The 23088-nt window shown below is 44.7% G+C and carries 26 protein-coding genes and 1 pseudogene; 22 read left to right on the top strand and 5 right to left on the bottom strand.

What is annotated here, in order from left to right; translation table 11 throughout:
- Positions 1-74 precede the first annotated feature (74 nt).
- The 19 genes from ABDB91_RS09665 to fliY are packed head-to-tail and all read left to right on the top strand — an operon-like array spanning position 75 to position 15717.
- Positions 75-467, top strand: coding sequence for a FliM/FliN family flagellar motor C-terminal domain-containing protein (locus tag ABDB91_RS09665; protein WP_347491380.1), 393 nt, complete (start codon positions 75-77; stop codon positions 465-467).
- Positions 460-819, top strand: coding sequence for a flagellar biosynthetic protein FliO (locus tag ABDB91_RS09660; RefSeq protein ID WP_347491379.1), 360 nt, complete (start codon positions 460-462; stop codon positions 817-819). The genes ABDB91_RS09665 and ABDB91_RS09660 overlap by 8 nt, the downstream gene beginning before the upstream one ends.
- Entirely contained in the window at positions 819-1586 is a 768-nt protein-coding gene (fliP, locus tag ABDB91_RS09655; protein WP_347491378.1) for a flagellar type III secretion system pore protein FliP, read from the top strand. Before ABDB91_RS09660 ends, fliP begins: the two co-directional genes overlap by 1 nt.
- Positions 1587-1601: 15 nt before the next feature.
- Positions 1602-1871 (top strand): flagellar biosynthesis protein FliQ, encoded by a 270-nt coding sequence (fliQ, locus tag ABDB91_RS09650; protein ID WP_347491377.1) that lies wholly within the window; start codon positions 1602-1604, stop codon positions 1869-1871.
- Positions 1872-1883: 12 nt separating this feature from the next.
- Positions 1884-2651: a flagellar biosynthetic protein FliR gene (fliR, locus tag ABDB91_RS09645; protein ID WP_347491376.1), complete on the top strand. Its 768-nt coding sequence runs from the start codon at positions 1884-1886 to the stop codon at positions 2649-2651.
- Positions 2651-3733, top strand: coding sequence for a flagellar biosynthesis protein FlhB (flhB, locus tag ABDB91_RS09640; protein WP_347491375.1), 1083 nt, complete (start codon positions 2651-2653; stop codon positions 3731-3733). The genes fliR and flhB overlap by 1 nt, the downstream gene beginning before the upstream one ends.
- A gap of 39 nt (positions 3734-3772) precedes the next feature.
- Positions 3773-5854, top strand: a complete 2082-nt coding sequence (gene flhA, locus ABDB91_RS09635; protein ID WP_347491374.1) for a flagellar biosynthesis protein FlhA — start codon at positions 3773-3775, stop codon at positions 5852-5854.
- Positions 5844-7082, top strand: coding sequence for a hypothetical protein (locus ABDB91_RS09630; RefSeq protein ID WP_347491373.1), 1239 nt, complete (start codon positions 5844-5846; stop codon positions 7080-7082). The genes flhA and ABDB91_RS09630 overlap by 11 nt, the downstream gene beginning before the upstream one ends.
- Positions 7063-7944, top strand: coding sequence for a MinD/ParA family protein (locus tag ABDB91_RS09625; protein ID WP_347491372.1), 882 nt, complete (start codon positions 7063-7065; stop codon positions 7942-7944). The genes ABDB91_RS09630 and ABDB91_RS09625 overlap by 20 nt, the downstream gene beginning before the upstream one ends.
- Positions 7945-7961: 17 nt before the next feature.
- Positions 7962-8612 carry a PilZ domain-containing protein gene (locus tag ABDB91_RS09620; RefSeq protein WP_347491371.1) on the top strand — a complete coding sequence of 217 codons (651 nt, stop codon included), beginning with the start codon at positions 7962-7964 and terminating at the stop codon, positions 8610-8612.
- A gap of 13 nt (positions 8613-8625) precedes the next feature.
- Positions 8626-9360 (top strand): FliA/WhiG family RNA polymerase sigma factor, encoded by a 735-nt coding sequence (locus ABDB91_RS09615; RefSeq protein WP_347491370.1) that lies wholly within the window; start codon positions 8626-8628, stop codon positions 9358-9360.
- A 17-nt stretch (positions 9361-9377) separates the two neighbouring features.
- Positions 9378-10154: a flagellar hook-basal body protein gene (locus ABDB91_RS09610; protein WP_347491369.1), complete on the top strand. Its 777-nt coding sequence runs from the start codon at positions 9378-9380 to the stop codon at positions 10152-10154.
- A gap of 35 nt (positions 10155-10189) precedes the next feature.
- Entirely contained in the window at positions 10190-10939 is a 750-nt protein-coding gene (locus ABDB91_RS09605) for a flagellar hook basal-body protein (protein WP_347491574.1), read from the top strand.
- A gap of 18 nt (positions 10940-10957) precedes the next feature.
- Positions 10958-11458, top strand: a complete 501-nt coding sequence (locus ABDB91_RS09600) for a chemotaxis protein CheD (protein ID WP_347491368.1) — start codon at positions 10958-10960, stop codon at positions 11456-11458.
- Position 11459: 1 nt separating this feature from the next.
- Positions 11460-12230 (top strand): protein-glutamate O-methyltransferase CheR, encoded by a 771-nt coding sequence (locus ABDB91_RS09595; RefSeq protein ID WP_347491367.1) that lies wholly within the window; start codon positions 11460-11462, stop codon positions 12228-12230.
- A gap of 28 nt (positions 12231-12258) precedes the next feature.
- Positions 12259-12879 (top strand): chemotaxis protein CheC, encoded by a 621-nt coding sequence (locus ABDB91_RS09590; RefSeq protein WP_347491366.1) that lies wholly within the window; start codon positions 12259-12261, stop codon positions 12877-12879.
- 21 nt (positions 12880-12900) lie between these two features.
- A complete protein-coding gene (locus ABDB91_RS09585; protein ID WP_347491365.1) occupies positions 12901-13266 on the top strand; it encodes a response regulator in 366 nt (121 codons plus the stop codon).
- Positions 13267-13283: 17 nt separating this feature from the next.
- Complete coding sequence (gene fliM, locus ABDB91_RS09580; RefSeq protein WP_347491364.1) at positions 13284-14276, top strand: flagellar motor switch protein FliM; 993 nt, start codon at positions 13284-13286, stop codon at positions 14274-14276.
- The gene (gene fliY, locus ABDB91_RS09575; RefSeq protein ID WP_347491363.1) at positions 14269-15717 is read left to right on the top strand and encodes a flagellar motor switch phosphatase FliY; all 1449 of its coding nucleotides are present in this window, start codon (positions 14269-14271) and stop codon (positions 15715-15717) included. Before fliM ends, fliY begins: the two co-directional genes overlap by 8 nt.
- A gap of 221 nt (positions 15718-15938) precedes the next feature.
- Here fliY and ABDB91_RS09570 read toward each other — a convergent pair whose 3' ends face one another.
- Entirely contained in the window at positions 15939-17249 is a 1311-nt protein-coding gene (locus ABDB91_RS09570; protein ID WP_347491573.1) for a DUF1015 domain-containing protein, read from the bottom strand.
- 18 nt (positions 17250-17267) lie between these two features.
- Positions 17268-17582: pseudogene (locus ABDB91_RS09565) on the bottom strand (nucleotide pyrophosphohydrolase); the annotation flags it as partial.
- Between the two features lie 157 nt (positions 17583-17739).
- Between ABDB91_RS09565 and ABDB91_RS09560 the strand changes: the two are divergent.
- The 3 genes from ABDB91_RS09560 (at position 17740) to guaA (ending at position 20902) form a co-directional block, all read left to right on the top strand.
- A complete protein-coding gene (locus tag ABDB91_RS09560; protein ID WP_347491362.1) occupies positions 17740-18435 on the top strand; it encodes a hypothetical protein in 696 nt (231 codons plus the stop codon).
- Positions 18436-18513: 78 nt separating this feature from the next.
- Complete coding sequence (gene hpt, locus ABDB91_RS09555) at positions 18514-19056, top strand: hypoxanthine phosphoribosyltransferase (protein WP_347491361.1); 543 nt, start codon at positions 18514-18516, stop codon at positions 19054-19056.
- A 304-nt stretch (positions 19057-19360) separates the two neighbouring features.
- Complete coding sequence (gene guaA, locus ABDB91_RS09550; RefSeq protein ID WP_347491360.1) at positions 19361-20902, top strand: glutamine-hydrolyzing GMP synthase; 1542 nt, start codon at positions 19361-19363, stop codon at positions 20900-20902.
- 127 nt (positions 20903-21029) lie between these two features.
- Here the strand turns inward: guaA and ABDB91_RS09545 are convergent, their stop codons facing one another.
- From ABDB91_RS09545 to ABDB91_RS09535, 3 genes are all read right to left on the bottom strand, one after another.
- Positions 21030-21779 carry a Fic family protein gene (locus ABDB91_RS09545; RefSeq protein WP_347491358.1) on the bottom strand — a complete coding sequence of 250 codons (750 nt, stop codon included), beginning with the start codon at positions 21777-21779 and terminating at the stop codon, positions 21030-21032.
- A gap of 15 nt (positions 21780-21794) precedes the next feature.
- The gene (locus ABDB91_RS09540; RefSeq protein WP_190258986.1) at positions 21795-22010 is read right to left on the bottom strand and encodes a helix-turn-helix transcriptional regulator; all 216 of its coding nucleotides are present in this window, start codon (positions 22008-22010) and stop codon (positions 21795-21797) included.
- A 490-nt stretch (positions 22011-22500) separates the two neighbouring features.
- On the bottom strand, positions 22501-22896 hold the full coding sequence (locus ABDB91_RS09535) for a hypothetical protein (protein ID WP_347491359.1): 396 nt from the start codon (positions 22894-22896) through the stop codon (positions 22501-22503).
- Positions 22897-23088 lie beyond the last annotated feature (192 nt).

Raw genomic sequence — 23088 nt, 5'->3', positions numbered from 1 at the left:
CTCGGATATTCTTGCCGCATGAGCGGCGCCATTGAGGAAAAAGTTTAATTTTAAAATAAGGCGGGGATTAATATATGCTTTCACAGCGTGAATTAGATGAATTTCTGGGCAACTTCAATACTAATAAGACAACTGTGAAAAAGGTAACCTTTCCTCCGCTGCATGCCGAACCAAGTTTGCTGCAATCTCGCCTGCCTCTTGATTTTATAGGTGATGTGGTAGTGGATATTAAAGCCGAACTGGGGGAAGCTACACTTACGGTGCGGGAGATATTAAATATGAAGGAAGGCGCGGTTGTTGAGCTGGAGAAAGCAGCCGGTGACAACATTAACCTGAAAGTCAACGAACAGGATTTCGCACGCGGTGAAGTTATTATTATCGGCAATAACCTTGGTATAAGAGTGGACAGAGTAAACGAAATAGATCCGCATGTTCCTGCAGATAAGGAAGTACTTGTCGATGGATAGGGAAATGTTGATTGCCCTATTGGAAATCATTGTGCTTTTGCCGCTGATTTGCGGTTTGGCCTATTTGGCTATCCGTTTCGGCTTTGGGCGTAAAAATTCTTTCGGCTGTAATTATGGCAAAAGAATGCGGGTACTGGAGCAGGTTTCCATGGGGCCTAAATGCGGTCTCTCCCTGGTACAGGTGGGTGGTAAATATTTGCTTTTTGCTCACCAGGAAGGCTGTGTCGTACTGGTCAAGGAAATGGAAGAGTTGCCTGAGGAAATTGCAAATGCCGCTCCGAATTGGCCGGACATTGTTCAATTAGTTAAAAACATCAAGCCATTTGGTACAAAGCAAGGCGGGAACAGGTAGTGATATTATTTAGAATAAAAAAATACATATTGCTTGTTATTTTATTGATAATTGTTTTTAGCTTATTTTTTCAAGTTGACCCATTATGCGCTGAACCGCTGCCGGGGATAGACCTTAATGTGCAGCCTACCGATGAACCGGTCAAGGTAGTTAACAGTATTAAAATACTGCTTATATTGACCTTGCTCTCCATGGTGCCGGCATTTTTGCTGATGACCACCAGTTTTACCCGCATTATTGTGGTGCTGTCTTTGTTGCGCAGCGCCGTTGGTACACAGCAAACTCCGCCCAACCAAGTGATTATCGGCCTGGCTCTCTTTCTTACGGTGTTTATCATGACTCCGGTGGCCAACCAGATAAATAACCAGGCGCTTAAGCCTTACCTGGCCAGTGAAATAACTCAGGAACAGGCTTTGGATAAGGCATTTGCACCGTTGCGTTCCTTTATGGTCAAACAAACCAGGGAGAAGGATATAGCTTTATTTATTAAACTTTCGGGTAAGGATAATCCACGCAATGAACAAGATTTATCCGCCGATGTTTTAATACCGGCTTTTGTAATCAGCGAACTAAAAACTGCTTTTCAAATAGGGTTTATGATTTATGTGCCTTTTTTAGTTATTGACATGGTGGTGGCAAGTACATTGATGTCCGTGGGCATGTTTATGCTGCCGCCGGTGATGATATCACTGCCGTTTAAAATACTGCTTTTTGTTATGGTAGATGGTTGGTACCTGGTGGTAAAAACGTTGGTAGAGAGTTTTTAGCAGGGTGGGATGTTAATGTCTGAAACCTTTATTATTGAACTGGTTCGGGACGCTATTTTAATGGTTTGCATTGTGTCCCTGCCGCCTTTGGCTGTTTCTCTAATCGTGGGTCTGGTTATCAGCATACTACAGGCTACTACTCAGGTGCAGGAACAATCTCTTACCTTTGTGCCCAAAATGATTGCCGTATTTTTGACTCTGGCTGTCATGGCCCCCTGGACAATGCGTATTATGGTTAGTTTTACCAACCGTGTTTACAGCCGGATACCTGATTTGCTCAAGTAAGGGGTACATAAATTGTTGGACACTAATCAACTGGCGCTCTTTTTTCTTGTGTTGGCCAGGCTTTCCGCTTTTTTTGCGGTCGGACCGCTGTTTTCCATGTCCAATATTCCCGGGTTGGTGAAAATAGGTTTATCTTTTGCTGTAGCGGTGATTATTTTTCCCACGGTCAATACGGATACCGCGGTCTATCCGCCCGATGGCTGGCAATATATTTTCGCTCTGGTACGTGAGGTATTGGTGGGTCTGGCTTTGGGCTATATAGCAAGTTTGTTGTTGAATGCTCTAATTTACGCCGGTAGTTTGATTGATATGCAAATTGGTTTTTTTATGAGCTTGATTTTTGATCCTGTGGCCGGTGCCACAGCGGGTATTATCTCTCGTTTTTTGCATTTGCTGGGCTTGGCCGTGCTGCTGGCCGTAAACGGTCATCATATGATAATTGCCGCTCTTGTTCGCAGTTATACCGTTCTTCCGGTGAATGTCGCACAGGTTAACGGCGATTCGGCCATGTTTTTAATTAAAGTGTTCGGCCAGATGATTACTATTGGTGTGCAAATCGCAGCACCGATAATAGCCGTTATGCTGGTAATTGACGTGACACTGGGACTTTTAGCCCGCACGGCGCCGCAGATCAATGTTTTTATGCTGGGTTTCCCAATTAAAATAATTTTCGGCATGGTCACCCTAAGTGTAATGGTGCCTGTGCTGGTACGCATAATTTATTCGATTTGTTCTATTATTGAACAGGATATGGTTATCCTGATGAAGGGAATGACGTGATGGCGGACAGCAATTCAGCGCAGCAAAAAACAGAAGCGCCGTCACCGCGACGACTTAGAGATGCGCGCCAGAAAGGGCAGGTACCTAAAAGCCGGGACTTAAGCGCTGCAATCATACTGCTGGCCGCTCTTTTGGCCATTGCCTTTTTAAAGGATACCATTATCTTTTCCATGCAGAGATTACTGCTGGAATACTTTCAAACCGGTATAGATATTAACCTGCCCGCGGAAAATCTGCCTTATTATATGGTTGGTTTTTTGGTGCGCATGAATCTGGTGTTAATGCCGGTTGCCGTTATAATTATAATTGCGGCTGTGGCTGCTAATGTTTTACAGGTAGGCGTACTTTTTGCGCCGCAGGTATTACAGCCAAAATTTGAACGGCTTAACCCTATGGAAGGTTTTAAAAGAATTTTTAGTTTGCGAAGTCTATTCGAGCTGGTTAAAAATTTACTTAAAATAATTATTGTGGCTGCTACGGTATATTGGGTAGTTAAAGCGCGTTTAGCGGAAATGTTATTGATATATTTTAAAACCCCGGCGCAGCTCTTGGACTCGATTGCCGCTATGATGCTGGTAACCGCCTTTGCCGGCGGGGGAGCCTTTCTGGTAATTTCACTATTTGATATGCTGTTTCAGCGCTATGAGCACATTAAAAATTTGCGCATGACCAAGCAGGAAGTAAAAGATGAACTAAAGCAAACCGAGGGCGATCCCATGGTTAAATCATGGCTGCGCCGCAGGCAGCGGGAAATCTTGGTTAATGCCATTCGCCAGGAAGTGCCTCAAGCCACGGTGGTAATCACCAACCCAACTCACGTGGCTGTGGCTGTTCGGTATGACGAGAAGGAAACGGGAGCCCCGCTGGTTACTGCCAAGGGGGCGGGTGATTTAGCCCGGGCAATTAAAAAATTGGCCAGGCTGAATAATGTGCCGGTGGTGGAAAACCCGCCGGTGGCCCGGGCGCTGTACCATAATGTCGCTATCGGCGGTGAAATACCCGTGGAATTATATCAGGCTATTGCCGAAATCATAGCTATGGTTTATCGTTTAAAAGGCCGAGCCGGTTATAATGGTATTTAATAACAATTAACAGTATGGACTTATATAGGAGGGTATGCTTTGGCTACCTATTCCCGGACGGCCGTTGGCCAATTATTTAAAAACAATACTGATGTACTGATTGCCGCCGGTATTTTGGGCATAGTGCTGCTGATCCTTATTCCCCTGCCTCCTTTGGCGCTGGACGTTTTTCTCACCATTAGTATTACCGTGGCTCTGGTGATCATTATGATTACAATGTTTACCACCGAGCCGCTGCAGTTTTCTGTTTTTCCCACTTTGCTGCTGGTTACCACTCTTTACAGGCTATCGCTGAACATTTCATCTACGCGCTTAATTTTAAGCGAGGCTCAGGCCGGTAATATAATCAGCGGTTTTGGCGAGTTTGTGGTGGGCGGCGACTTTGTGGTGGGAGCCATTGTATTTATTATTATTACTGTAATTCAGTTTGTGGTTATCACCAACGGCGCGGGCCGGGTCTCCGAAGTGACGGCACGTTTTACACTGGACGCCATGCCGGGCAAACAAATGAGTATTGACGCCGATTTCAACAGCGGTTTGATAACCGAAGATGAAGCCCGGGAACGCCGACGCAAACTGCAGCGGGAAGCTGATTTTTTCGGTGCTATGGACGGCGCCAGCAAATTTGTACGGGGCGACGCCATTGCCGGTATTATCATTATAATTATTAATATTATTGGCGGTATTACCATTGGCGTGCTGCAAAAGGGTATGGACGTAATGACTTCCGTGCAAACCTACACTATCTTAACGATTGGTGACGGCTTGGTCGCCCAGGTTCCCGCACTGCTGATATCCACCGCGTCCGGTATTTTAATTACCAGGGCTTCCGCTGACACCAGCTTTGGCACTGATTTGGCGCAGCAGTTTATACACTTCCCTAAAATAATGTTTGTTGTAGCCGGTATTTTACTGGCTATCGGCTTAATTCCGGCCATGCCGACGGTGGTGTTTTTTGCTCTGGCCGGTGTACTTGGTTTTCTGGGTTATTCATTGCTCAACTCGAAAAAACGGCAGGAGATTATGGTGCAGGAGGAAGACGCTCAAAAGCGGGTTCGGGAGCAGCGGGTGCCGGAAAATGTATTGCAATTATTGGAAACCGATCCGCTGCAAATTGAAATTGGCTATAATCTGATACCATTAACTGATGACAAATCAGGCGGCGACCTGCTGCAAAGACTTACCGCCGTGCGCCGGCAGCTGGCCGTTGAAATAGGTATTTATGTGCGGCCGATACGTATCAGGGATAATTTACAGCTGTCGCCGAATCGGTATGTTTTTCGGATACGGGGTGAGGAAATTGACAGCGGTGAGCTTATGCCGGGCTATTTAATGGCGCTTAACCCCACAGGTCAGGAAATTGATGTAACAGGTATTGCCACCACCGAGCCTACTTTCGGACTGCCGGCCTGGTGGGTAACCGCGGATAAAAAAGATCAGGTGGAAATGGCCGGTTTTACAGTGGTGGATTCATCTACTGTGCTGGTTACCCACCTGACTGAATTTATTAAAAAGTATGCCCACGAGCTGTTGGGACGCCAGGACGTTAGGGAATTGCTCGATGTGGTCAAGGAAAAGAATCCGGCGGTGGTGGAAGAACTGGTTCCGGAACCCATGTCGGTGGGAGAAGTGCAAAAAGTGCTGCAGAGTCTGCTTGTGGAGAACGTGCCGATTAAGGATATTATTACTATTCTTGAGGCTCTGGGCGACGGTGTGCGTGTAAACAGGGAATTGGACTTTTTAATTGAACATGTGCGTCATGCTTTGGCCCGCAGCATTTGTCGCGGCCAGCTTAACGCGGATAATAAGCTGCAGGTGATAACCCTGCATCCCAAATTGGAAAAAACGATGACCGATGCCGTGCAGGCTACCCAAATGGGTTCGTATCCGGTTCTAGAACCCCGGCTGGCTCGCCAGGTGCTGGATAATATAGCCAAGACCATTGAAAAGGCGCTGGGACGCGGTTATTCGCCGGTATTGTTATGTTCACCGCGATTGCGTTTACCCCTGCGGCGTTTCATAGTCCGGCAGATGCCGGGCACGGCGGTGTTATCCATGAATGAAATTATACCGGAAATAGAGATAGAAGCTGTAGGGACGGTGGTATTGAGTGAAAATTAAAAAGGTGATTGCTGCCGATATGCAGCAGGCGCTGCTGCAAATACGCCGGGAACTGGGGGAAGACGCGGTGATTATCAGCACCGCTAAAGAACCGGTAAAAAATATACTACAGCTGTTTGGCAAGCGCGGAATTGAGGTTACGGCGGCGGTTGATGATCATGAGATAAGCATTCCGGTACACCAAAATGTTATAGAAGCAAATGAGCCTCTTTTGCTTGTGGAAGCTTCGGCGCCTGTTGAACGGAATATGCCGGCAGCCGGCGGCGGTGCTAGTAAACATGAGATGCCGGTGCGTGTAATTCCCGGCAGGCTGGTACCCACCCAGTTGCCCGAGCCAATTATGGAGATCTCCGAAAAAGGAGAGCATAACTGGTTTAATATAGTCTTGCAGCAAGAGATGAATAAAGGGGGTGCAAAAATGGATAACGGACTGCTTGATAAATGGAGACAATTGCTCCGGTATGTGGAAGTTGATGAAGTCATTATTGATAAATTATTAAAAGATATTACCCCTGTTATTGCCCGGGACGACATGTTGTCTGAAGATATATTTAAGGCGCATTTAAAAAAGAGAATAACCGATATTCTGAAGCCGGCTTACAGTAAAGAAAGCAAAGCCCGTATTTATTCATTTATCGGTCCCACAGGGATAGGCAAGACTTTAACTCTGTCCAAACTGGTTACTAAAGCCAAGGTGATAGATAAGAAAAAGGTTGGTCTGATAGCTGTTTATAATCACCGTTTTGGGACTATGGAAAGACTGAATTTTTATGGTAAAATAATTAATGTGCCGGTGGATGTGGTAATGACTCCGGGTGAGCTTGCGCAGGCTGTAGAAAAGCATCGCGATAAAGAAGCGGTTTTTATCGATACCGAAGGTCGGTCGTCCATGAATCGCAGCCAGGTACTGGAATTGCATACCTTTATGAGTGCCGTGGGTGAACCGCAGGATATCCATCTTGTTTTGAGCGCTCCTACCAAAAATCGTGATTTAGTAAGAATAGCCAATGATTTTCTGCCTATTGGCTATAATAAAATAATTGTTACAAAAATGGATGAAACCGATTCATACGGATCGATGCTGAATATTGTTTGTGATACAGGTCTCCCGGTAGCATATGTTTCCAGGGGGCAAAACGTACCGGACGACATTGAACGAATAACATCCAAACGCTTGGCTGAGATTATACTTGGGGGCTTAGTAACAGATGAGGATTTTCCAACGTAACATTCTCAAAGAGAGACGCTCGGAGGTTATCCCCCCCCAGGATGGCGCGCCTTACCGGGGACCACGGGTACTTACCGTTACCAGCGGTAAAGGTGGTGTGGGTAAAACCAACCTGACAGTCAATCTGGCCATAGCCCTGGCGCAGGAAGGACAGCGTGTGATTGTTCTTGACGCCGACTTGGGGCTGGCCAATGTGGAAGTGTTGCTGGGTATAATACCATCACTTAATTTATATGATCATTTATTTCGAGATGTGCCCATCTGGGATATCATGATGCCGGGTCCGGCGGGTATTAAAATTATTTCAGGTGGGGCCGGTTTTTTGGAACTGGCCAATCTCACCGGCAGTCAGCGTTCCAAGTTATTGAACAGTATTGAAAAATTAAATAGCCTGGCTGACTTTGTTTTAATTGATACCGGGGCGGGAATTTCCAAGGATGTATTAGCTTTTTGCGCGGCGGCTGACGAGGTGTACACGGTGATCACTCCGGAACCTACATCACTGACCGATGCATATGGTTTAATAAAAGTATTGGATAGATTTAAATTGCATAAGGAAGTTGGCTTGGTAGTCAATCAATCGCACGGCAGTGGGGAGTCGTTTAGTTCCGTACAACGCTTAAGTAATTTGTCTGAAAGGTATTTAACCATAAAACTGACCAACCTGGGCACTATTCCATATAATCAATTGGTTGTCAGTGCGGTTAAAAACCAAAAGCCTTTCATTCTGGCCAAACCTCAATCCAATGTGGCCGAAGCCGTTAAAGCAATTGCTTATAGTATACTAAAAAAGGATTTAAAGGTAGAAGCCGAAGGAAGTCTACGCGGTTTTATAAGTAAGCTAGCCAGGCTTTTTAAGTAAATTGGGAGGATAGAGTGTTGTCTGATCAGTTTGAAATGCATATTACGCAAAAAATTCAAGTAAAGAGAAAGGATCTTGACGGCTGGTTTAGTTCCAGTATACAGGATGTTAGTTACAATGTTATTAGCATTGCCTTGCCATATTTAAAGGATTTTCCGCTGGTGCTGCACAGGGGGGATGAAGTGCAAGTGCGGCTGGCCGCTGAAAATGCCACATATAGTTTCAACACCAGGGTAATCGGTCAAACGACAGATAATATTAAATTATACCGGCTGATTTTTCCTAAGGAAGTATTGCGGATTCAACAAAGATTGCACGTGCGGCTGCCGGTAATGTTGGATGTTCAGTATTTTGTTCAGACAGATGATAAGAAACCCCACAAATTTATCGGCGCCTCGATAGTGGATTTAAGCGGCGGCGGTATGAAACTGGCTGTCCGGGAAAATATTAAAGAGCGCAGTCGGTTGTCGCTGGAATTTAAGTTGCCTTTGCATCCAAAACCATTGCTAATGAAACAAGATGGGCTGGTTGTTCGCAGTCAGCCGGTTGACCCGGAAAAGGGGGTGTACCATCTGGGGGTGGATTTTATAGATATCAGCCGTCAACATCAAGATATGATAGTCCGATATATTTTTGAAAGGATGGCCCAGCAAAAACGCCTGCGTTAAAAAGGGTGATCATATGGGCGGTAATGAAATTTGGGTGAATTACAATAAATCGAAAGATCAATCTCTTAAAGACGAGCTTGTGTTAAGCCATCTGGGACTGGTTAAATATCTGGCCGGGCGGCTGCTTGTTAACGCTCCACCCGGTATGACCCGGGAGGATCTAGAGGGATATGGCGTAATAGGATTACTTGATGCTATTGATAAATTTAAAATGAAAATGGGTACGGAATTTAAAAATTACGCATATACCAGAATACGGGGCGCTATTTTAGATGAAATAAGGAAGCAGAGCTGGGTGCCCAGGAGTAAATGGCAGAAATTTTACCAATTAAACAAATTAAAAGAGAGGTATTGGCAAAACGGGGAACTGCCCGACGAAAATGTACTTGCCGGGGAAATGGGTATGGATACCGAAAGAATGAGGCAATTGGCGGCTGAGTACAGCAATGCCTTTCCCGTTTTCCTTGATGATAGTGTTGGTCCGGATGGAGAGGGTATATTGCTTGATACGGTTAGCGACCAAAAGAGTCCTGATCCATTGGATATTATCGCCGCGACGGATGAAAAAGAGACACTGGCAAAAGCAATCGGCAGTTTGCCGGAGAGGGATCAACTGGTATTGTCTCTTTATTATCAGGAAGAATTAACTTTAAAAGAGATAGGCAATGTCTTGGAAGTAACCGAATCCCGAGTTTGCCAATTGCATGCTAAAGCATTGCAAAAGCTCAGGGAAAAACTCTCCGATTAAGAGAAAGGAGTTCGCAAATGATAAGGGGCATTTATTCCACCGTTTCGGGAATGAACTTGCAAATGACCAGAGCGGAAACTGCTTCCCGTAATCTTGATAATATCAATCTGCCCGGCTATAAAAAGGATCGTATTGAAGCGGAACCTTTCTTGCGCCTGGTGCAGTTAAGTGCCGGAATGATGGATAATTCGACACATCAATATAAACGCAGTGCTCTGGGTATTACCAACCAGGGCGCGGAGGTGCAGGAATTATCCACCGATTTTAGCGTGGGGGACCCGCGGGAGACAGGTAATAAAACAGATTTTGCGCTGCAAGGACCGGGATTTTTCACCTTGTCCGATCCTGAAAACGAAGCGAATATTTATTATACTCGCAACGGCAGCTTTCACCTTGATCAAGCGGGATACCTGGTGAATGCCAATGGATTAAGAGTTATGGGCGAGGGTGGACCCGTACAGTTGGAAGGTCCGGATAGTTTTGAGGTTGACGCAAACGGTAATATAACCGAGAATGGTACTTTAAATGATAGCATAAGTATAGTGACATTTGAAAATCTGGATAACCTGGTCGGCGTTGGCAATAACTTGTATCAGGCACCCGATCAGGGAACTCAGCCAGTGGAAAATCCCGGATTAAACCAGGGTTTTTTGGAGGCGGCCAATGTTGAATCGGCAGATGAAATGACGAATCTCGTTACCGCGGTTCGGGCTTATGAAACAGGTCAAAAAATTATACAAACTCAGGATAACATGCTTGATATGGCTATCAATAAAGTTGGTACAATTAGATAATTATATATTTTTTAGGGGTGATGACTTTGCTGAAAATGGTTTACAACAGTATGGGCAACATAAATGCCCAGATGTGTAAATTAGATATTACCGGCAATAACGTGGTTAATGCTAATACCGCCGGTTACAAGAGGCAGTCGGTAGACTTTATTGATTTTTTAAACCAGAAGGTGCTACAGGATGATGAAGCGGTGCGTGATTCCAGAGGTAGGGGTACAGTAACCGCGTTAACTGATCGCCGCCTGGATCAGGGGATTATAAACTATACGGGAAGACAGTTGGATTTAGGTATTGCCGGGAAGGGTTTTTTCCAGGTCACCCGGGAAGATGGAGCTGTGTTTTATACCAGAGACGGCAGCTTTCATATTGATAATCAAGGACGGATTATCAATCAGCAGGGATTCGTATTAATAGATGAAGAACTGCCTGAGAACTATGACGATATCGTTATAGATGAAAAAGGTAATATATCCTGCACCGATGAAGATGGTAATAAAATAGAAATCGGGCAGATTGAAATGGCGGTTTTCCCCAACCCGACTTTGCTTGACGCGGTGGGAGATAATCTATATACGGCCGGTGAACTTATTGAAGATCCTCAGCTATCGGTACCCGGGGAAGATGGCGCGGGTATTATTAGACAAGGACATCTGGAAAATTCTAATGTTGATTTGGTTATGGAAATGAAAAATATGATTGAAGCTCAGCGTTCTATTCAATTTGACGGGAAAATTATTCAAACCGCTGATTATTTATGGAATTCTGCCAACAACCTACAAAAGTAGACGGATATAGGTGATGTAATGCTGCCAACAAAAAAAGCAGAAGATATTCACGTTGGTATAGGAGAATATAAGTTTTCCAGGAGCCCGGGACGTCTTGTAACACTGGGGTTAGGGTCTTGCGTGGGGGTGGCCGTATGGGATCCCGTAATTAAAATAGGTGGGCTTTTACATATCATGCTGCCCAACAGTGAGGATTTTTCAAAAATTACTAAGCAGGAAAAGTACGCCGATTTAGGTATACCGTTAATGCTTAATGAATTAATTCGCAACGGGGCCGCTAAGGCCAGGCTGGTAGCCAAACTTATAGGCGGTGCTCAAATGTTCACCGGTGTGGATAAAAAGCAGTTATTTAACATCGGCGAAAGGAACATCGAAATGTCACGTAAAATATTAAAGCAAATGTCTATACATATTGTTAGTGAGGATGTGGGCGGCAATAAGGGGCGTACTATGTATCTGGATTTGGAAAATGGAGAGGTGCTTGTTAAAACGCTGGGTAAAAATATTAAGGTGATATAATATGGAATTTAACGATTTTAAAGTAAAGGTTATGGCCACATTCCGCCTGGATTTAAACAGCTATAAAGAAAAACAGTTGCGGCGCCGGCTGGACTCCTATCTGGTGAAATTAAAATTAAATAACTATGGTGATCTTTTTCAACAATTAGTTAAAAAACGAGATACTTATGAAAAATTTCTTGATTATCTTACTATTAATGTATCTGAGTTTTTTAGAGATGCACAGAGGTTTGACGATCTGCAAAAAAAATACTTGCCCGCATTGTATAGCGGCCGTAACCAGGTGAAAATCTGGAGCGCGGCTTGTTCTAACGGATCGGAGCCCTACTCTATCGCTATTATTTTAGAAGAAATGGGTCTTTCGGGCCGAAGTAAAATAGATGCCACCGACATCGACCGGCAGATATTAAAAAAGGCTGTGGACGCCAAGTACGGCAAGGATAGTATAAAAAACGTCAGCCGGGATAGGCTGGAGCGTTTCTTTTCTGAACAGGTTGAGCTATATGTTTTAAAGGATATCATTAAGAGGCAGGTGTCTTTCCATTATCATAATTTACTTGCCCATGACTACAAAAAAGGTTATGACTTGATTGTATGTCGCAACGTAACCATTTATTTTACCAGGGAAGCTCAGGATGAAATATATAGACAGTTTACCCTTTCTCTTAATCCCGGAGGAGTTCTTTTTATCGGCGGGAGTGAGATGATCTTTAATTACAAGGAGCTGGGTTATAAAAAATTATCACCTTGTTTTTATAAAAAGGAAAACTAACAGCGGTTGTATTGAAAGGGTTGGTGTGATGAGCGAAACCGGCAAGCTGTCCGAGATGCAATTAGACGCGCTGCAGGAAATAAGTAATATTGGACTTGGACATGCGGCAACTTCACTGGCGGAAATGCTGGAAAGCAGGATTGGTATGGGTGTGCCCAGGACAAGCTTTGTAACTTTTGAAAAAGTTATCGACATTATTGGCGGGTACGAGGAACTAATATCTTGTGTCAGTTTACAGCTGGCCGGTGATATAAAAGGTATTGTTTTTTATATCTTTAATGAAAAAAGCACCTATAGCCTGGTAGATATGCTTATGGACCTGGAGGATGGCACCACTGTTGAATTGGACGAAATGGCTACCTCCACCATTAATGAAATTGGCAATATATTAACCGGTTCTTTTATATCCGCTATTACTGATTTTACTAATTTATCGGTTACATCCTCGACTCCGATATTTGCCTTTGATATGTTGGCTGCCGTATTCACGTCACTGGTTATTGAAAGCGGCCGATCGGAGGGGGATAATATTTTAACTATTGAGACCCAGCTTTTTAGGGATGATCAAAAGGTAAGTGGATACTTTTTCTTGATGCCCGAACCCGAATCAATAAAAAGGCTGTTACTGGCCTTAGGAATAGAAGCTTAATTAGAACGGAGGGATTAATTTATGTCTTTAAGAATTCTTATAGTTGATGATGCTACATTTATGCGCATGATGATTAAAAACATTGTAATTAAAAATGGTTATGAAGTGGTAGGTGAGGCGGAAAACGGTGCAGAAGCCGTTAAAATGTACTCCGAGCATCAACCGGACCTGGTGACCATGGATATTACCATGCCGGAGATGGATGGAATTGAAGGTGTAAAAGCAATTAAAAAAATTGACCCCAATGCTAAAATAATTATGTGCAGTGCCATGGGGCAGCAATCCATGGTCATGGAGGCCATTCAAGCCGGAGCCATGGATTTTATTGTTAAACCATTTAAGCAGGACAGAATTTTACAAGCTATAGACAGAGTTATGAATAGATAAATAATTGAGGGAGACATATGCAGGAAATATTATCCCAGAACGAAATTGATGCTATGCTACAGGCCTTGACCGATGGTAATTTGCCGGTTGATGAGATAGAAAGCACCATGGCGCCCAAGGTCAAGAATTACGACTTTCGCAGGCCTAATAAATTTTCCAAGGAACATTTAAGGACCTTGGAAATGCTTCACCAACACTATGCCAGACATTTATCCAGTTTTTTGTTCGGCTATTTGAGAAGCAATGTAAATATTGAACTGGTCTCCGTGAGCCAGATTATTTTTGATGAGTTTATTCGCTCTATTCCCACACCCACGGTGCTAACTGTTTTTGATCTTTTGCCTCTTAATGGTTCGGCTATTATGGAGGCAAATACAAGTTTTATTTTTCCTGTTATTGATTTAATGTTCGGAGGCGGCGGTACCACCGGTGACTTAAACCGGGAGTTAACTGACATTGAAATACAGGTTACCAAAAAAATCATGGCCCGTATTCTTGATTACCTGGTTCCCACCTGGCAGGATATTTATGAGATCAAGCCCGAGGTGCGGTCCATAGAAACCAACCCCCGCTTGCAGCAGCTTTATTCACCAAACGAAGTGGTGGCTTTGTTAACTTTTTCTGTTGTTGTGGGTGAAAGCGATGAGGGTATGATTAACCTTTGCCTGCCGTATATTATGTTGGACCCGGTCATAGCCAAGCTTTCAGTGCGTCAACAGTTTATCAGGCAATTGCCATCCGGTTTTGAAAATAACTATAAGCATATTAATCACTGGTTGAGTCATTGTTATGTTGACATTACCGCTACAATTGGTGAAGCTTCGGTTACTATAGAGGATTTTTTGCAGGTCCAGCTGGGTGATGTAATAGTATTGGAAAAAAACGTGGACAGTGATTTGGATGTCTATGTAGGGGAAAATGTAAAATTCGGTGCTCAGGTGGGTTCGGTGGGGGACAATTTGGCTGTCCAAATTGTTTCACTTATTGAAAGGAAAGATAAAGATGAGTGATACTAAAGATAAGATGCTGCAGCAGGATGATATAGATGCCATGCTTAAAGCGGCTCAGGGCAGCGGTGAGCGAGAGCAGTCCGAGGCGGATGACCAGGGATTGGGCCAGGATGATATAGATGCCATGCTTAAAGCGGCTCAGGGCAGCGGTGAGCGAGAGCAGTCCGAGGCGGATGACCAGGGATTGGGCCAGGATGATATAGATGCCATGCTCAAAGCGGCCCAGGGAAGCGGTGAACAGGAGCAGTCCCCGGCAGCTGACCAGGGATTAAGCCAGGATGAAATTAATGCACTGTTTAATACCGGTGAAGATGGCGGATATGAACAACTCGATGATGTTGATGTTAATATTGTTGATGATGCATACGAGAATAAAGAAGCATTATCGGATGATAAAATGCAGTCGGCTTTAACATCCGAAGAGAAAGATGCTCTGGGCGAAATTGGTAATATATCCATGGGTTCTTCAGCTACGACGCTGTCCCAATTACTAAACAAGCGGGTGCAAATTACCAGTCCCAAAGTGATTATTACCCGAAAAAAAGACTTTTTAAAAGAGTTTAACTTACCATACTTAATTATTAAGGTACAATTTAGAGAAGGTCTCAGCGGTTACAATGTGCTGGTAATTAAATTGCGTGACGCTATGGTCATGGCTAATTTAATGATGGGCGGCGACGGCACGGATTTACCCGAAAAAATAACCGATTTGGAAATCAGTGCCGCTTCGGAAGCCATGAACCAAATGATCGGCACTGCTTCGACATCACTGGCCGATATGCTGGAAAGAAGTATTAACATACTGCCTCCGGAAACTAATATGGTGATGGAAACAGATAAAATGAACGTTGATTTGCCTTTTGATGATCCCATTGTGGTAATTTATTTCCGCATGATAATTGATGGTTTGCTGGATACCAATATCATGCAGGTGATAGATATACATACGGCCCGTGAGCAGACCAATCTGCTTTGGGAAAAGTTCGGTGGCATGGAAGATGTCGAAACCGAACCGCCAATGGCTGAGCCAAGCGTAAAGGCTACGACGGATGTGCTGGAAAAAGTAACGGACCGCCCGATGCAGTTGCCTGATGATAATGCCGTAAAAGCCGCTCAGGAGCAAGATAACTTAAAAACAACCGACCAAAGCTATGATAAATCGGTAATGACACAGGTAGATTCTGAAAAACTAAACTTGTTGCTGGATATTCCTTTGAAAGTGTCGGTGGTACTGGGCAGTACTAAAAAGCAGATTAACGAGGTGTTACATATGACTCCCGGCGCTATAGTGGAATTAGAAACGCTGGTTGATGAACCGGTGGATATTCTAATCAACGGTAAACTGGTAGCCAGGGGAGAAGTGGTTGTAGTTAACGAAAACTTTGGTGTCAAGATTACCAGTATTGTTTCCACCAGGGAAAGAATCAATAGTTTAAAGTAAATGGGTAATTAGTAATTATCCTGAAAATAGCGACCGGTAGTTTTCATTTTCTTATGGCACCGCGTTTGGCGGCGTGAGTGTCTATAGATAAAAATATGGTGAAACAGAATATTTAAACAAGAAGAACTAGAAGAGACAGGCCGTAATCGCCTGTCTCTGTTGTATCTCTGTTGTATCTCTGTTATATGTTTGTTAATGCCGCAATTCAGGAACGGTATATGCTAAAACTTATTAATAACCAGACCGGTGATTAGTTTAGGATAGAAGAAAGTAGATTTTTGCGGCATTTTTTCCCCGTTAGCTGCCACTGCAGTAACTTCCGCAATCAGCGTGGGGTTCATTAAGAATGCCAATTGGCAGCGGCCTTCGTCTACCGCCTGCACAGCCTCGCGGGCGTCACGGGTGTATTCTATCGCATCACCACCGGCCAGAGCATTTTTATCAATGCCCAGCTGGTTTTCAAGAATTAGTTTCTGCAAGACGGAGACATCCAACCTGCGCCAGTCGGCTGAGTGCTCGGGAGGCATTTTACGTGCTATTGCGTCTTCATCACGCAGCGTTAATGTATAATAACCGTCTTTCCCCAGATACATGCCAAAAACCTGCCGGTGCGTTGTATCGCCGTTATCTTGAAATCCCGCTAGACCGCTCATTAATTCTGTAACTCCGGCTACATTCGCTGCGGTTAATTTTTCAACTGTAAAATCCTCCTGCAGTGAATCCAACAGTTTTTGCTTATCTACCCGGCTGCCCATAACCAACCGATGGGTGGGCAGTATTACCAGGCCGGGATCATATAGATTAACCAGGGTCATCATTATATAACCGGCACCGGGCTTGTCGGGGTTTTGCCGGGCATAATTAAGCGCGGTTTCGTAGCGATGGTGGCCGTCAGCAATAAAAATGCGCTGCTCTTGCATTAATTGCTGCACTTGCTGTATCGTTACCGTATTCGTGATTACACAGAGCCGGTGTCTGTGTCCCAATTCATCGGTAAAATTAATGCTGCCGGGTGATTCCTGTACGATGTTGAGGAGCAGGCGATCAATCCTGCGTTCAGGGTCGCCGTACAATCCAAATATAGGACTGAAATTGGCGCCGCAGGCCTGCATTAAGGCCAGCCGGTCGGCTTTATGTTTGGGCATGGTTTCCTCGTGGGGCAGAACCACTCCATTCTCATAGGGCTCCAGTTTGACGCCGCAAATAATACCGGTTCGCACAAGCGTTTGGGAACCGACATTAAACTGCTGCTGGTAAAGATAAAGGGCCGGTTTGTCCTCTTGCTTTAATATACTATCGCTCTGCCACTGGCCGAAGAAGCCTGCCGCCCGGTTGTAGCAGTTTTCCGTATTATTATCGGAGGGGTGTTTTTTGCCGTATTCCAGGCGGATAATATTATACGGGTTAAGCTGGTAATATTTCTCCTGGGCAGCGGCGTCAATCACATCGTAGGGCGGGGTAACCAGGTCCTTGATATTTCCGGCTATTTTTTCGTTATAACGCAGGCCTTGCAGGGGAATGATGGTGGCCATATTTTTTCCTCCTGTATGTTTTTTTCTGGTCCATCTCTGGGCGTCACGTATTTTATATTTTTCCATCATGTTTAGAAATGCCTCGTTAAGGTCTATACCCAGTAAGTTGGCGTAGCAAATAACGATAAATAATATATCCGCTAGTTCCATAGCCAGATCACCTTCCGGTTCCTCCGGCTTTTTAGGTTTAGTGCCGAATTGGTGGTTGATTTCCCGGGCCAGCTCTCCGACTTCCTCGGTAAGACAGGCCAGCATGGCCAGCGGCGGCCAGTAACCTTCTTCAAATTGACCGATCCAGCGGTTCACTTCATTTTGCATTTCCCGTATATCCAAATTATCAGGCGCTCCCTCTTTATTTTTAAAACATTCCTATTTTAACATAATTGATATTTAAAAAACAGGATACCACGCGCCAAAAGGAATATTTATAGCGAAAACTTCGTATAAATTTACAGGTAATACTATTTTAATTATAAAGGAGTGAACTGATTTGACTAGGCCGCACTGGCTTGTTGTAGATAAAAAGTTGTTGCTGGGTCTGGCAGCTGCGGTATTATTGCTGTTTGGCATTTATCGTGCTGCCGGAGCTTATTATGCTAAAATTATTGTTCCACCCGAGGAATTATTTGCCGCAGCGTTGGAAAAAACACTAAACACCGGCTCATTTCGTTTTAGTATGCTGGTTAAAATAGGGGCTGGTGTAATCTCTGATGTTAAAGGCGAACGGGTGGCGCCGGACAGTGTGCATATTACCGGTACCATGCAGGATATGCCGGTGGAATTTATTCATATCGGAGACCAAACTTTTATAAAAGGTTATTGGTCCGATAACTGGATTCACCTGGAAGGGAATAAAATGGCCGAGTCCGAGCTTTTTGTCACTGAATTTAATCCACTGAGCAATTTTAATTTTAAAGACATTCCCATAATTAATGAACTGGCGGCAGAGGAAATTGAAGGTGATAAATGCAGGGTATTTGAATTTCGGCCTATCGTTCAGAATACCTTAATGGAATTAAGTTATGACGATTTTAGATACCGGGTTTGGGTGCACCCCGGTGAACAGGCTATAAGAAAAGCATATATAGAGGCCACCGGCAAACACGGTAAAAAAGATAAGTTGGCGATTAATATGCAGATGTGGGATTTTGACAAGCAGATTAAAATAAGTTTACCCGATATGTAGCAGAGAGCACGGTATATTGACAATGTTTTTAAAGCTTTGTTATAATAACCCAGATTTTGTTTTTGGGAGGTGTTAATTTTGCACCCGGATGTGGAAAAAGTTTTAATCGACAGGATGACAATAGATGAAAAAGTGCGTGAACTTGGCGGCATCATTTCCAGGGACTACGCCGGCAAAGAGCTTTTGATGGTGGGTATATTAAAGGGAGCCGTGGTGTTCATGGCTGACTTAATCAGGAACATGAACATAGACGTACGCATTGACTTCATGGCGGTGTCCAGCTATGGAGCTTCCAATAAGTCAACGGGCGAAGTGCGCATATTGAAGGATTTGGATAAGAGCGTGGAACAGCGTCATGTGCTTATCATTGAGGATATTGTGGATACCGGCCTTACTTTAAGCTACCTGCTGGAGATTTTAAAAGCCCGTGACCCGGCCGGTGTGCATATTTGTACGCTCCTGGACAAACCCTCCAGGCGGGAAGTGAATGTGCCGGTCGATTATAACGGCTTTGTCATACCCGATGAATTTGTGGTGGGCTATGGGCTTGATTATAATGAAAAGTACCGCCATTTACCGGAAATTTGTGTGTTGAAAAAGGAAATTTATCAAAGCGGTTAGTACTACAGGGAAAAGCATAGTTTGCCGAAGGATTTGCTGCTCCTTGGCATAGTAGAGTACACTACCTAAATAACAGTGCCGCAGCAGAGTACACCAGCTAAACAACGGTGCCGTTTAGCTGGCACCTATCAAGACGGCGAAAGCTTTGCTCAAAAAGCAAATTACACTGTATTACCAGTAGTACTTAATTTCATTGGAAAGTTTGCAACTTTCAACATCTGTACCCGGTACCACGGTACCAATCTTTCAACTTTCAATACACGGTATCATTACAAATAGTTTATTTAATTGGAGGGACGTAATAATGTCTGTACCAGAGCAGGAGATGGTAATAGTACTGGACTTTGGCGGGCAATACAGTCAGTTAATTGCCCGGCGCATTCGCGATAGCCATGTCTTTTGTGAGATGCTGCCTTTTAATACCCCGCTGGCTGAAATACAGGCCAAAAAGCCGCGGGGTATTATATTTTCGGGCGGGCCTTCCAGTGTGTACCAGCAAGGTGCCCCGGTGGTGGATAAGGCGATATATGAACTAAACATACCTGTTTTGGGTATTTGCTACGGCATGCAGTTAATGGCTTTTCAACTGGGTGGTGCAGTGGACCGGGCCAACCGGCAGGAGTATGGTAAGACAGAGCTTGAGGTTATTACCGGGGAAGGTTTGCTTTGCTCTATGAGTGAACGGGAGCAGTGCTGGATGAGTCATGGCGATCTGGTGAAGTCGCCGCCGCCCGGCTTTAGTGTTCTGGCGCGTACCGTACAGGCCCCGGTGGCTGCTATGGCAGATAAAGAACACGGACTGTACGCTGTGCAGTTTCACCCGGAAGTAGTGCACACACCCAGAGGGCAGGATATATTGCACTGTTTCTTATATGATATTTGCGGCTGCACGGGAAGCTGGACAATGGGCTCCTTTATTGAACATACTGTGACGGAAATAAAGGCGGCGGTGGGCGACCGGCGGGTGCTCTGCGCCTTGAGCGGCGGGGTGGACTCATCCGTGGCCGCCGTATTGGTGCACCGGGCCATCGGTAATCAGCTGACCTGCGTATTTGTTAACCACGGGCTTTTGCGCAAGGGAGAAGCAGAGGCGGTGCAACAATTTTTCCGGGAAGGCTTCAATATCAACCTGGTTTATGTGGATGCCTCGAAGCGGTTCCTGGATAAACTACAGGGTGTTACCGATCCGGAGCGCAAGCGCAAAATAATCGGCGGGGAATTTATACGTGTGTTTGAAGAGGAAGCCGCCAAGGTAGGCGAAATAGATTATTTGGTGCAGGGCACCCTGTACCCGGATGTGGTGGAAAGCGGCACTGCCACGGCCGCGGTGATTAAGTCGCATCACAACGTGGGCGGGTTACCTGAAGATATGCGCCTGACATTGATAGAACCTCTGCGCTGGCTATTTAAGGACGAGGTACGACGGGTGGGTGAGGAATTGGGCATGCCCGCCGGTATAGTCTGGCGCCAGCCGTTCCCCGGGCCCGGTCTGGCCGTGCGTATATTAGGCGAGATCACGCCCGAAAAGATAGCCCTGCTGCAGGAAGCCGATGCTATTGTGACCGGCGAAATCGCCCGGGCCGGCCTTGACCGTGAAATCTGGCAGTATTTTGCCGTACTGCCCAACCTGTACAGTGTGGGGGTAATGGGTGATGAGCGCACCTATGCTCATACGGTGGCCATCAGAGCCGTCCACTCTCATGACGGTATGACGGCCGATTGGGCTAAGATACCCTATGATGTGCTGGAACGCATATCAAACCGCATTGTCAATGAGGTCAAGGGCATCAACCGGGTGGTCTACGACATCACCTCCAAGCCCCCGGCTACGATAGAGTGGGAATAACAACAGAAAGGCCGGAAACCAGTATGAACACTGGCCTTCTGGCCTTGTTTTTTGGTAAAGCGTACCGCCCGGGACGGCTTTAATACATAAAGAGCGGGATTCCGGTGTAGGAATGCCCGCTCTCGTTTTATGATAGTTTTGGAAATGGAATGTGCAGCAGCCGCATGATCTCTTTCTGCGTCTCGTACACCTGCTCGGCAATAAAATCCGTAAACGGTCGGTCATCTTTATGGGCTCGCTCCAGCAGGCTGTTATACTCCTGACGCAAAACCGGCGGGATCACAGCCAGCATGTAACCGTCCTGAATAAGAGCCGTGTTCATCAGCAGCCTGGAAATTCGACCGTTGCCGTCGATAAAAGGATGAATAAATACGAATCGCTTGTGTAACTGAGCTGCGAACTTAACTGGGTGATATTTGTCCCGCTCCTCGGCGACCCATTGAAATAGTTTCGCCATCTTCTGCCCGATCAGCTTCACGTCGCACACTTTATGCTTGGAAGCGGTTATGAAGACAGGACGATCACGATAGTGGCCGGCTTCTTTGGCATCTATTCCTGTATAAAACATTCGGTGCATTGTTAGAGCGTCAGCCTCGGTGATACGACGGCTGCCCAGCAGCGTGAACATAAAGTCATACGCTTGCGCATGCCCCAGTGCCTCAAATGTGTCTTTAAGCGGTTTACCGCCAACAGTCAGCCCATCCTCCAGTATCACCTTTGTCTCGCTAATGGTGAGGGTATTCCCTTCCAGGGCATTGCTCGACCAGGTGAGACCAATACGGTAATAGCCCTTTATTTCATTGAGCAGGTGGCCTTCAAAAGGACGTTGCTCATCAAGCGATATCTTGTAGCGGTCGATTTTATCATATAAAGTCATTGAACAATCCCCCTTTTAGTACGTGACCTTTTCGCCGGAAGGCATAATAAAGGCGCCCTCATATCGACAACCGGCGGCCTCGGCAATTTGCTTCAATTCGTCGACCGTAAAACTCTCCCGTTTCATTTTCTGGCTGAAAGCTTGCGGGCTTTTCCCCGATATTCGTCCGAGTTCGGAAACACTTATTCCGAGCTTGACACACAGTATTTTAAGCTGTTCAGATACAGACATACCACTACTCCTTCCAATATCTTATTATAAACGGAATAGTTTAATGAATCAACGTTAGCGTTTATATTTTATTGAGGAACGTTAAAAAGATTAACTACATAAACATCAATATTTATATTATAAGCAAGGACATATATAAGTTAGAAGAGAGCGAAACGTTAAATCCGAAAAGCCTGCCGGCGGTCAAAAGAAGCATGGCTGAATAAGAAGGGGGCGCAAAAATAATAGCAGCGAAGGAACAGGAACGCAAAACCCTGGATAAAATCAAACAGATGATTGCAGAGCTTGGTGAAAATTGAAAAACCAATTTACTGATTGATATAATTGCGGTACAATAAATGCATCAAATGCCGAGCAAACTTTAAAATTGGATGCCAAAAAGCAGCTGCAAACGTTAATTCTTTTTGCAGCTTGTTGTACTTGACTGTCGGAATATCCATGGGTTAATACCTAGCCGCTAGCTCTTGCTAACAAGTGGTGGGAATTTTCTTTATAAATGTATTGCCATAATCACTAAAGTATAGTCTTTTTTGTCTATAATTTCTAGATAAATTATAGTAGATCCTTGAGCTGCTTCAGCAGAGGCTACTTTTTCTTCTGAAATCACATCATGAAAAGATATGGTTGTTCCTGTCTTTTCAAATTGAGATTTATAGAACTCAACGGTTTGATTAAAACTTTTCTTAGTTTTTATTTTTATTATATAACCTCTTGTGACCTCAAACTTAGCTTCCTTGCTTGTGATGATTTCTCCGTCAATTACAGGTATTTCTGGTGAAAGCATAGGTGGTAAGCTTGAACCGTAATCTTCAGGAGAGTTTGACCATATAAATGCTGTCACTATAATTAAAAATAATAATATTGCCATTAAAGTTTTTTTATTCACAACATTCCCTCCTTATATTTTTTTATGGCAATGTAACCACGACCTCAACATTCTGGTAAAAGATTGTGGACCCTGGAAGATGTAATAGCTAACATTGATGCTTAATGGTAAGCTTGGAATCAGTATGGTCTATGAACGTTTTTTTCCTCAGTTCCGAGGCCCGTACTCGTTTTTTGATTTAGAATCATATTC

This window comes from Desulfoscipio sp. XC116, from assembly GCF_039851975.1.
GTDB lineage: Bacteria > Bacillota > Desulfotomaculia > Desulfotomaculales > Desulfallaceae > Sporotomaculum.
Note: the sequence above shows the minus strand (reverse complement) of the source record. Positions and strands in the feature narration are given on the sequence as shown.